We start from the raw sequence: 11,646 nt of genomic DNA, 5'->3' as shown, positions 1-11,646 counted from the left end.
TTAAGTGTACAACAGACAGCAAGCATAAAATGCCTGTTGCTCCGAACCTGCTGGCTCAGGACTTCAACGCAGCGGCTCCGAATCAAAAGTGGGCGGGTGACATCACCTACGTTGCCACAAGCGAAGGTTGGCTGTACTTGGCGGTAATTATTGATCTTTACTCAAGACAAGTAGTCGGCTGGTCTATGGATACCAGAATGACTGCTACGCTGGTCTGCGATGCGCTATCAATGGCCTTGTTCCGTCGCGGATTCCCTGAGCAAGTTATCGTTCACAGTGATCGAGGTAGCCAGTATTGCTCAAAAGACTATCGAGACCTCATGACCGCTTATAATCTAAAGCAAAGTATGAGTAGAAAAGGAAACTGCTGGGACAACGCTTGTGTTGAGAGCTTCTTCCATTCAATGAAAGTTGAAGCGATCCAATATGAGCCGATCATGACGCGAGACGAGATGCGCCAAGCGATCTTCGAATACATAGAGGTTGATTATAATCGGACGAGAAGGCACAGTGCTCTTGGGTATCTAAGCCCAGTTAACTTTGAACAACAAAATGTCGCTTAATGAAGTGTCCAGTCTGGCTGGAGCAGATCAGTTCTTGAGAGTCCGTCCTCATGTTCTTCCTCTTTCTATCATTTCAGTGGCTTGGGATGCCGCATCACCCATCATACCTTTTAAATCAAGGACATTCATCCCCATACCAGCCTGAGCATACAACGAGAGTGGATCTGACATATCTGGTACTGCATCAACGTCTGCATCGCTTGCCACGATTATCGCCTTCGGCTGGTAATCTAACTTAATAACAACAAAGCGAGATAAACGAGCAACAACTGAATTGAAAAGTTCCTCACTTTAATTCCGGCCTTTACTTGGATATAAACTAACTTATTGATCTTTACCGCGCTATTTCGAGCAATTTAGCTGCAACAAACAGGTCTTGAACAATAATACCTGAACTATCGAAAATGGTAATTTCCCCGTAATGCTCCCGACTGAAGAGTGGCCTGTTATTACTTCGCCTATCTCTGTTACTGATGAGTTGTGGTGTGTTGGAACTCACCGATCACGACAGATTGTGGCTGATAATCACAAAAAAGTCGGGCATGCTGGTACAACTCAACAGGCAACTCCTGCTTTCCGGATTTATCTGCCCCCATGGCAGAGATATGTGTGCCAGCCTTAACCCATTCAGCTCGAAACAGCGGTTCGTTAACCGTGGTTGCGGTTACTATAATGTCCGCATGTTCACAACCATACTGCGCAGTTGCTGCTTCAGCAGAAACTTCTTTGTTCATCAGGCGATGAACAAACTTGTCGGTATTGGTTTTATTTCGTTACTAAAACAACGTTTATCACCGGCACCTTGGAAGTAAAAGACTAATCAGAACTCCCCCACCCACGCCCATGAGCAGACAGGGCGCAAGATCGTATTACGCTTAAAATCAAACTGAAGGAATGGTTTGCTGTAACTGACGGAAATACTCAACGGTAAACTCAATAAACGTCCGGATACGGTTGGGCTGGTAGCGATCCCGATGATAAAGGGCCGAGAACTCTACGCTAGGGATCGTCCATTCGCTGAACACCTCTTGCAATGCCCCCTGCTCCAGCTCCTGCAGGCAGTACAACCTTGGCACCCGGATGATCCCATTGTCCGCTAACGCCCCTTTAAGCATCACCCGGCCATTTTTGCAACGCAACTGACCACGGACATGATACTCAGCAGACTGTTGGGTCATCTTGTGCGAAAAGGCCCAACGAGTGACGGTTCCTGTCAGGCAGTGGTGCTTTTCCAGATCTTTGGGATGGGCAGGGTGTCCATATTGCTGGAGATAGCCCGGGCTGGCGTAGGTTCCCATCTCCACATCAATGAGCTTACGTGACACAAAACCGGAATCCTCCAGTTTGCCCATACGAAAAGCGATGTCGAACTCATCTTCAATCAAATCAACCCGGTGGCTACTGAAATCCAGCTCAATACGCACCTGCGGATACTGCTTCATGAAGGCTGCGACCAGGTCGGCGACCACTTCTTCCCCTAAATAGCCACCCACACAGTTGATGCGAATTTCGCCCCTCACCTCTTCTACATCGTCGACGGCAGCCAAAACGGCCTGATCAATACGGTGTAGCGCCGCTTCGCATTGGGAATAAAACGTTTTTCCTGCCTCTGTCAGTTTGAGAGTCCGTGTAGTCCTGAGCAGCAGCGTCACGCCCATCTGCTTTTCTAACTGACTTATCTGGCGCGAAACATGAGAACGGGAAACCGCCAGGGCTTCTGCGGCCTTGGTAAAGTTGCCTAATTGCGCGATGAGAACAAATGAACGGATGTCCGCCAGGTTGATGTGTGTTTGCATGCCATATCTCTGTTTATCTAACCTCCCTATTGTTGCCGTATAGCAACAGAGTTTCAACCAAGTCGATATATATCAACAAAATGCTTTTGCCTAAACTAAGCCCATCCAAGACAACCGGTTCTATTGAGGGTAAAAATAATGAAAAAATTAATCGTGATTACAGGTGCAAGTTCAGGTATTGGTGAAGCCATTGCCCGCCGCCTCAGTGCAGAGGGCCACCCGCTTCTTCTGTTAGCGCGTCGTATTGAGCGCTTAGAAAAACTAGCACTGCCCAATACCCTGTGTGCTCAGGTTGACGTGACCGACAAAGCCACCTTTGAGTCCGCGATTAAAAACGCCGAAGCGCAATTTGGCCCGGCAGATGCACTGATTAACAACGCCGGCGTTATGCTACTCGGCCAAATAGATACCCAGGATACGGGTGAATGGAAACGCATGTTTGACGTTAACGTGCTTGGACTGCTCAACGGCATGCAAGCCGTCCTTGCGCCAATGAAAGCGCGCAATAGCGGAACGATCATCAACATCAGCTCGATCGCCGGAAAGAAAACCTTCCCCGATCACGCAGCGTACTGCGGCACCAAGTTTGCGGTTCACGCGATTTCAGAAAACGTTCGCGAAGAGGTTGCGGCATCTAATGTACGCGTCACCACGATCGCCCCCGGCGCTGTCGAAACCGAATTATTATCACACACCACCTCCGAACAGATAAAAGATGGCTACGATGCGTGGAAAAAGGAGATGGGTGGCGTGTTGGCCGCCGACGATGTCGCCAGAGCGGTATTGTTTGCTTATCAGCAGCCTCAGAATGTCTGTATTCGCGAGATTGCATTAGCACCAACCAAACAGCAACCCTAATTGCTAACAACCCAAGCCAGCTTCAACGCTGGCTTGGGTATGTGGCGCACAATGACATTGGGTATTTCTGACCCAAAGGATCCTGGAGATGGTTGGGTGGCTCGGTAAGGATCGCACGCAAGCTCACCCAAACATGCCATATTTGTCAGGGCCTGAGATCATTAGCAGGTCAGCTTGTTGTCAGCCCCGTAGTCCGGCCGCCGATGCTTTAAAACTGCTCGGTCTTGCTCTTCATCAACAAAAACTCCTCAACGGCTTTGACCAACTCAGCCCGATTAATGTACTTGGCTATGAAGTAAGGTGGGACAAAAAACACCAGGAGGTAAAAAGATTCATGCAAAAATGATATTGCGATCGCTTCTTCATGATTTAAGTAAGTGAACACCGCCAACATATCGAGCAAAACACCCAGTCCCGCCAACACCGTTGAAAAAATCAAAACCAAACCAAGAAAATCTCTAAAATACACTTTTGATGCGGTCATTTCATTCCCTCAAAAAAATACAAATTCGATCTAACCTACTCCTAACTGCTGAGCATTTTTTTGAACTAAATCACACTTTAAATCTGAGGCATGAAAAGTAAGATTTACTATCTGATGACAAATCAAGTTATTGATTTATTAGTAAATAAAGGCATGTTTACAACAAAGGTTTCCCGCTCAACGTTTCGCCCGACAAATAACAGCCACACCGTGAAAATCAGTCAGCCGATATAGCCACAAGCAGAAGGTTAATTAGCAAAGAATAAAAATCTGTTGGTATGACCGTCTTAACATTTGACAACGTGCCGAATGTGGCTGGATTTTGCCCGGAAGAGCAGTGCTGAAATTACCTCTTATAATCTGGCTCTCAGTTCAAAATATCTGAAAAAAGCTCATGACATAGTGGAGGTAGCTCAAATTTGTGGCGTAAAAGCGACTGTAATGCCAATAGTTTTCTATTCTTAAATCATTGAATCCTTTTCGTTGATTCGGGGTATGGAAAAGATGTCATTACAACACCAACTTCTTACTGTCATTATTTTCTTGGGTTTTGGACTCTTTCCTGCTCATGCCAAACAAAAGCTCATATTCGGTGTGGTCCCCCAGCAATCTGCGGCCAAACTCGCATCACAATGGGGGCCATTGATCGATGGGTGGGCTGAAGAAGCCAACCTTGATATCACCTTTGCTACAGCCCCCGATATACCAACATTCGAACAGCGCCTCGCCGCGGGAGAGTATGATATCGCTTACATGAACCCGTATCACTTTATCTTGTTTAAAGAATCACCGGGTTACACAGCAATCGCAAAAGCAAAAAATAAGCGCATTCATGGCATAGTGGTGGTGTCACAGGACTGGCAACAAGGAATGGATAAATTTGATGGCAGGACTATCGCCTTCCCTGCCCCGCGAGCCTTTGCCGCAACCATTATCAACCAATCAGAGCTCAAAGCACTGGGGATAAGTTTCGAGTCAAAATTCGTCGGATCGCATGACTCGGTATATTTGGGGGTCGCAAGAGGGCTATATGTGGCTGGTGGCGGCGTTTTAAGAACGTTTAACAGCCTGCCTGACAACGTAAAAGATCAGTTAAAAATCATCCATAAATCCAAGGGATACACCCCTCACGCCATTGCAGTTTTAAAAGATCTCGACAGCACTGCCATTGAGAAATTAACCAGGGCAATGGAGAACCTGGACAACAACGCTTCTGTTAAAAAAAGCTTTAACATGCTCAACATACAAGGACTAGAGAAAGCGCAAGACGCTGACTGGGATGATATTGCCGAACTTGATATCTCTATTTCTGGTGAACTATGACGTTACGTTCTAAAACGATTCTGGGCATAGCACTTATTGAAGCAATCGCTCTGGGCGTGTTGATTGTCAGTGGCCTGAACTGGCTCAAAAGTTCCAATGAAAAAAGTTTAGAGATTGGCAGCCAACAATTAGTGAGTGTCTTTGCGAAAGCGTCACGTGATGCCGTGATCGCAACGGACCTTGCCTACTTAGACAGTTTTGCTCAGTCTGTGGTCACAGAACACAACCTCGCCTACATTCGTATCTCTGATCAAAGAGGCACCGAACTCACCCGCCAAGGTGACTATATCAACATAAACACGGACGTCAGCCCTTTTGAGGCCGAAGACGGGATTTATGATGTCGCCAGTGAAATTACGTTAGGAGAGCGCTCATTTGGCCGGGTCGAAATGGGGGTAAGAATCGATGGGTTGCAACAAACCGTGCAATACGCCACCCGGGCGAGTGTGGTGATAGCCACCATAGAGATGTCCTTAGCGGCGATTTTTTCCTTTGCGCTCGGCTCTTACCTATTGCGCAGATTGGAGTCACTGCGTAAAGGGGTGGTCGAAATCACGCAAAAAGGCCCGGGTACTCAAATCTCCGTAACCGGTAACGATGAAGTGACACGGGTAGGACATGCTTTTAATGATATGTCGGCTTCGCTATTGAATGCACAATCTGAACTGACTAAACAGTTCGAGGCTCAACGGTTACTGTCAGAAAAAGTCTCTCTTCTTGCGGAGGTTGCAGAACATGCCCGGGATGTCATCATCATTACCGACGAAAAAGGTAAAATTGTCTGGGTTAACCGGGCTTTTGAGCTACTCACTGAATACACACTCGATGAGGTCAGGGGAAAAATTCCGGGTGAGTTACTGCAAGGCGATGAAACGGATCAAGCAGTTGTAGAAAAGTTGTCGCAAAGCATCAAAGACAAAACACCAGTTCGGGTAGAGATCCAGAACTACACCAAGTCGCAACGCAGTTACTGGGTCGAGTTGGAGTTATCGCCAGTATTAAATGACTACGGAGAGGTATTGCGATTTATCGCGGTCGAGCGGGATATATCGGAGCGGCGAGCAATGGAGGCTCAGCTTTCAACAGCTGTTCAGGAGTCTAAAAGAGCAGCGCAAGCCAAATCTGAGTTTTTAGCAAATATGAGCCACGAAATCCGAACGCCAATGAATGCCATCATGGGAATGAGCGAACTGCTGTTAGAAAAGGAAACCCGCAGTGAAGAAAAAAAACTGCTGACTCTGTTGCATCAGTCGTCGACCAATTTAGTCACCATCATTAATGATATTCTTGATTACAGTAAAGCTGCGGCAGGAAAGCTGACTTTAACGAATGAGTCCTTTGATTTACATGAATTAGTCGAAAACTGCATCAGTCTTTGCTCCTATCAGGCAAACCAGAAAAAACTCATTTTGCTTGCTGATATCCCCTTATCAATACCATCACAGGTTATCGGGGATAAGGGACGGATTAATCAAATCTTATTAAACCTTGTCGGCAATGCGATCAAATTTACCGAGCACGGCCATATTTCCGTTTCTGTCAGATACCTGGCCGGTGCCTATCGTTTTTCGGTGATGGATACGGGTATCGGCATTCCTGATGAACGTCTGCCTTCTATCATGGAGAAGTTTGAACAGGTCGATAATTCCATTACCAGAAAGTATGAAGGCACGGGATTAGGGTTAGCGATTGCCAAGCAATTAATACAGTTATACGGTGGGGAGCTGGTTGTCACCTCAAAAGAGGGGGTGGGCTCGACGTTTACCTTCTCATTAAATTTAGCCATCAGTTCTGCTCAGAAGAAAAAGCTTTCTAAACTTAATCGTGTTAATGTACTTCTTATTGATGATTACACGCCAAGAGCGGAGCACATTAAGTCCATAGCACAAGATATCCAACTACCGCTCATTCATAAAACAACCGCCGAGCTAAGCTCGATAGCGTCGCTGAAACAATGGGGTCTTAATGTCGTGATGCTGGGTTCAACTGGTATTAATGCTGATGAACTGCGCCTGCTATTACCCCAAGCCACGCTCGCTTTTCTTTTACCCAACATGGTTAATTGGCCTGTGGCAAACGCCCGAGCATTAGAACAGCCGATAACCCATAGCAGTTTATTAGATTTATTGAACTCTACCCAACCCCAACAACAACAACCGGTCTCCTGCGAAAAAGCCGAGCCGGACTTTTCGTCTATCAATCTATTGATTGCTGAAGACAGCAGTATCAACCGGATCCTGATAACAAAAATGCTGGAAAAGACCAATATAAACCTGACTTTAGCGGAAGATGGCGCCGTTGCCGTTGAAATGTACAAACAACTAAAGCCTGATATGGTGATAACCGATATTTCCATGCCCAATAAAGATGGGTTTACCGTGGCAAAGGATATCCGGGAGCTTCAAGCAAGCTTTGGTTACCCTTGGTGCCCAGTCGTTGCTTTTTCGGCGCATGCGCTACAAGAACAAAGAGACAAGAGCCATGAAGTTGGCATGAATGATTATCTTACCAAGCCGGTCCAGAAAGCAGAGCTCTTAGATATGATTGCAAAATGGACACTGGAATATGTTGAAACTACCTGATGATGTCTTATAACACATTGCAATATCTAACAAAAACGTGCCCCCTCCGCTGATTTATCGCTCAGTTTGCAAAGACCCAGCCGTCGCGCCCAAAGGTTAGCTAATCCATAAATCGCTGATTTGGCCGTTCCCCTGGCATCTTTTCCTGTATTAAGTCCATGCCCTCTTCTCGGCAACGTTCACGCGTGTCCGATACAGCCCGGTTTACAAATCAAAAATTTAAAACGTTTTAAGTAAACAATAAAAACCTGACTACACATGGAGATCGCAATCACATTCATATCAAAGCCAGGTTGAACATCTGTACAAACCAGTTAAATTTAAAACGTTTTAAAAATTCAGGTTAAGGTTGAACAATGGCCACACTAAAATCTCTAGCACAACAGTTAAACCTTTCCCCGGCAACCGTCAGCCGGGCTCTGAATGGGTTTCCCGAAGTGGGCGAAAAAACCCGTCAACGGGTATTACGTGCCGCAGAAGAACTTGGCTATAAACCCAACTTAAATGCCCGTAAACTGGTTACCGGGCACTCCGGTATGGTTGGTATTGTCCTAAGATCGCCCGATGAACTCATTGATGCCCCGACCTATGTGGAAGAGCTGGCGAACATCAGCCATCATCTGGGAGACTCTGATTATGATCTTCTTATCAACTCAGCCAGAAAAGGCAAAGCCCTGGAATCTTTCAAGCGGTTTGTATCGGGCCGGACCATTGACGGCCTGATTATTAAAGCGCCCGAAGTTAATGATCCAAGAATAAATTATTTACTGGAACAGAAGTTTCCCTTTGTCGTCCATGGCCGGACTGACACCCAGGTCGATTATGCTTACTTCGATATTGATAATGAAGGTGTCATTGCACAGTCTATCGATTTTCTCGTCGACTTGGGGCATAAAAATATTGCCTTCATTAACGCACCTTCACATTTGGCTTTTGCTGCACAAAGAACACATGCGTTTATTGCCGAAATGAAAAACAGAGGTATTGATTATCCTGAGTCCTATATTATCAACACCGCTATGATTGAAGATAAAGGTTATGACGCCGCAATGCAGTTGCTCGGTGAAAACGCTTCATCACCGAAACCAACCGCGATAATTTGCTCCAGTGTCAGCCAGGCCTACGGCCTCTACAATGCCGCCCGTAAGCTTGGTATTACAATCGGAAAAAATGTCTCGGTTATTGCTCATGATGATGTCATCGCCCATTTAAAATCAGAAAATTTCAATCCACCGCTGACGGTAACCCGTTCGCCGTTTAATGACTCGTGTAAACCATTAGCCGATAAAATTGTTGCGCTGATTGCAGGTGCTGATGCCAAAGATTTGCAAACCATAGCGCCGGTTGAGCTCATCGTCCGCAAATCAACACGAAGCATTACCGCAAGCTAATCACGCTACCTTAGCCCAATGCCCCAGGTGCTGGTTTGGCAAGCACATATTTATTACTTTAATTTTGTACTTTATGGTTAAAAAAATGAAAAACACTGCACTCAGTGATTTTATCCACCCTGACTGGACAAAATCAGCCAATATATATGAAGTCAATTTACGCCAGTTTACCGATGAGGGGACAATTGCTGCGTTCAGAACACATCTTCCAAGATTAAAGGATATGGGAGTTGATATTCTTTGGTTTATGCCTGTTCATCCGATTGGTAAGAAAAACCGTAAAGGTTCGCTCGGCAGCGGTTATTCTGTTCAGGACTATTATCAAATAAACCCTGAACTGGGGACATTTCAGGAGTTCCAACAGCTTATAAAGGAAATCCATGAATTAGGCATGTATGCAATTATTGACTGGGTGGCGAATCATACGGCATGGGACCATGACTGGGTAACTCAGCACCCTGATTGGTATAAAAAGAATGAATCCGGAGATATTCACGCTTATATCTATGATAACGGCGAGGAACTTGAATATTGGGATGATGTGGTCGGGCTCGATTATAACCATCCACAGCTTTGGGATGCGATGACCGACGCACTATCCTTCTGGGTACGCGAAACCGATATTGATGGGTTCCGCTGTGATGTTGCCGGATTAGTCCCGACCCCATTCTGGGAAGAGGCAAGGCGCAAACTGAATGAGCAGAAACCTGTATTTATGCTCGCCGAATGGTCAACCCCTGAGTTGCACGAAAAGGCATTTGATATGACCTATGACTGGGGGTTATATCAGTTAATGAAAGACATCCTTAGCGGCGAAAAAACCGCGTTAGACATTCAGCCGCACATTGAATCCACGGCCAAGACTTATCCTTATCATGCCTATCGTATGGCCTTTACCACCAACCATGACAAGAACAGCTGGGACGAATGCGATAAGGTTCTGTACGGTGATGCCTTTCATGCTTTTGCCGTGCTCACGACGACCTTACTGGGTATGCCATTAGTTTACAGCGGCCAGGAATCTGGATTAGACAAAAAACTGGATTTCTTTGAAAAAGATCCGATCAATTGGAAGACCTATGAAAATGCCGATTTGTTTAAATACCTTCTTAATTTAAAGAAGGATAACCCTGCACTTTGGAATGGCCAATATGGTGGAAAGACAAATATAATTAGCTCAACCACCGAGAGCGTGATCTGCTTCTACCGTAAAAAAGGCAATAACATGGTCACCGTGATAATTAACCTATCCAACCAGCCACAACATTTAGAGAAAGGTTATTATCACGACGCAATCAGCCTGGATGCATTTGAATATAAAATAACTGCATCTAATGATGAGTAATTTCTAAAAGAAAAATACCATAAGTATATATCTCGCGTTGAGAATCTTAAATTTTCCACAAATAAAACTGTACCCACATCTAATAAGTAGAAGGAAATTAGTTATGCGCAATTTATCAGCCCTTGCTGTATCAACCGTTTTAGCATTCACCTCTATGTCCGTAAATGCTTTCAGTGACGATGCTATTACTGTTTGGGTTCCAGGTGATAAAGGTTATAACGGCATTGTTAAAATTGGTAAGAGATTTACTGAAGAGACCGGAATTGAAGTCAGGGTCGAGCATCCTGATAAGATTGAAGTCAAATATGAAAAAATAGCCGCCACGGGTAAAGGCCCGGATATCATGATTTTTGCCCATGACCGCTTCGGTGGCTATGCAGAAGCCGGTTTAGTCAAAGAAGTGAATCCAAGCGAAGAGTTTAAAGCAAAATTTGAAAGTTTTACCTGGCAGGCACTTAATTATAACGGTAAGTATTTTGGTTATCCGATTTCGGCTGAAACGCTGTCTCTTATTTACAATAAGGATTTAATCTCAACCCCCCTCGAAAACTGGGAAGATATATTTGAGTTAGATAAAACACTGTCTGCTCAGGATAAAAAAGCGGCGATGTGGGACATCAAGTCACCTTTCTTTACATGGCCGTTATTAACAACTCATGGTGCTTATGCCTTCAAACCAACTCCAACTGGTTATGATGTAAAAGACATCGGGGTGAACAACGAGGGGGCTAAGAAATCAATGGCGTTCTTAAAAACTCTGGTCGATGGCGGGATCATCTCTCCGGATTCCGATTACGCCAATGCCGAATCGGCATTCAACCAGGGTAAGATAGCTATGACGATCAACGGCCCCTGGGCCTGGGCGAACCTGGATAAGTCCGGTATCAATTATGGTTTGGCTGTCTTGCCGAAATTAAATGGCAATCCATCGCGCCCGTTTGTTGGCGTACTCACGGCAGGAATTAACGCAGCAACGCCAAATGAGCACATTGCCAAGGAATTCATCGAGAACTACCTGCTTACCAATGATGGCTTAAGATACATGAACAACCATTCTCCGATTGGCGCCCCGGCCTTAAAAAGTTTTCTTGAGGAATTAAGTAACGAGCCCCGTGTGGTTGTGACCCTGGAAAACGCCAGATTAGGTGAAGTCATGCCGAATATTCCGCAAATGATGCCATTCTGGTTTGGTCAGCAAGCAGCAATAAACAATGTTATTACCGGGCGACAATCCGTTGAAGAAGCACTGTCAACCGTTGAAAAAAGAATGCTCCAGTAAACAAGCGTCATGACGGTTCACAGGA

General features: G+C 45.5%; 11 protein-coding genes. 7 read left to right on the top strand and 4 right to left on the bottom strand.

What is annotated here, in order from left to right; translation table 11 throughout:
* A partial coding sequence (locus tag P2G85_RS04000) for an IS3 family transposase (RefSeq protein WP_275862824.1) occupies positions 1-563 on the top strand: 563 nt, incomplete at its 5' end.
* A 48-nt stretch (positions 564-611) separates the two neighbouring features.
* On the opposite strand, the gene P2G85_RS03995 is transcribed toward P2G85_RS04000, so the two are convergent.
* From P2G85_RS03995 to P2G85_RS03985, 3 genes are all read right to left on the bottom strand, one after another.
* Entirely contained in the window at positions 612-770 is a 159-nt protein-coding gene (locus P2G85_RS03995; RefSeq protein ID WP_275862823.1) for a hypothetical protein, read from the bottom strand.
* Positions 771-1,030: 260 nt separating this feature from the next.
* Positions 1,031-1,297: a hypothetical protein gene (locus tag P2G85_RS03990; protein ID WP_275862822.1), complete on the bottom strand. Its 267-nt coding sequence runs from the start codon at positions 1,295-1,297 to the stop codon at positions 1,031-1,033.
* 147 nt (positions 1,298-1,444) lie between these two features.
* Positions 1,445-2,359, bottom strand: coding sequence for a LysR family transcriptional regulator (locus P2G85_RS03985; RefSeq protein ID WP_275862821.1), 915 nt, complete (start codon positions 2,357-2,359; stop codon positions 1,445-1,447).
* Positions 2,360-2,497: 138 nt separating this feature from the next.
* Here P2G85_RS03985 and P2G85_RS03980 point away from each other — a divergent pair, with 138 nt between their 5' ends.
* Complete coding sequence (locus P2G85_RS03980; RefSeq protein WP_275862820.1) at positions 2,498-3,217, top strand: SDR family oxidoreductase; 720 nt, start codon at positions 2,498-2,500, stop codon at positions 3,215-3,217.
* Between the two features lie 208 nt (positions 3,218-3,425).
* Here P2G85_RS03980 and P2G85_RS03975 read toward each other — a convergent pair whose 3' ends face one another.
* Positions 3,426-3,701: a D-fructose-6-phosphate amidotransferase gene (locus P2G85_RS03975; RefSeq protein WP_275862819.1), complete on the bottom strand. Its 276-nt coding sequence runs from the start codon at positions 3,699-3,701 to the stop codon at positions 3,426-3,428.
* 495 nt (positions 3,702-4,196) lie between these two features.
* Here P2G85_RS03975 and P2G85_RS03970 point away from each other — a divergent pair, with 495 nt between their 5' ends.
* The 5 genes from P2G85_RS03970 to malE all read left to right on the top strand — a co-directional run bounded on the left by P2G85_RS03970 (position 4,197) and on the right by malE (position 11,621).
* Positions 4,197-5,024: a phosphate/phosphite/phosphonate ABC transporter substrate-binding protein gene (locus P2G85_RS03970; RefSeq protein ID WP_275862818.1), complete on the top strand. Its 828-nt coding sequence runs from the start codon at positions 4,197-4,199 to the stop codon at positions 5,022-5,024.
* Complete coding sequence (locus P2G85_RS03965) at positions 5,021-7,606, top strand: ATP-binding protein (RefSeq protein WP_275862817.1); 2,586 nt, start codon at positions 5,021-5,023, stop codon at positions 7,604-7,606. Before P2G85_RS03970 ends, P2G85_RS03965 begins: the two co-directional genes overlap by 4 nt.
* A gap of 356 nt (positions 7,607-7,962) precedes the next feature.
* Positions 7,963-8,997, top strand: coding sequence for a substrate-binding domain-containing protein (locus P2G85_RS03960; RefSeq protein WP_275862816.1), 1,035 nt, complete (start codon positions 7,963-7,965; stop codon positions 8,995-8,997).
* Between the two features lie 85 nt (positions 8,998-9,082).
* A complete protein-coding gene (locus P2G85_RS03955; RefSeq protein ID WP_275862815.1) occupies positions 9,083-10,342 on the top strand; it encodes an alpha-amylase family glycosyl hydrolase in 1,260 nt (419 codons plus the stop codon).
* Between the two features lie 103 nt (positions 10,343-10,445).
* The gene (gene malE / locus P2G85_RS03950; RefSeq protein WP_275862814.1) at positions 10,446-11,621 is read left to right on the top strand and encodes a maltose/maltodextrin ABC transporter substrate-binding protein MalE; all 1,176 of its coding nucleotides are present in this window, start codon (positions 10,446-10,448) and stop codon (positions 11,619-11,621) included.
* Positions 11,622-11,646: the final 25 nt, after the last annotated feature.

This window comes from Vibrio sp. CAU 1672 (genome assembly GCF_029223195.1).
Classification (GTDB): domain Bacteria; phylum Pseudomonadota; class Gammaproteobacteria; order Enterobacterales; family Vibrionaceae; genus Vibrio.
The sequence above is the reverse complement of the archived record's forward strand: the minus strand, read 5'-3'. Positions and strand labels throughout refer to the sequence as shown.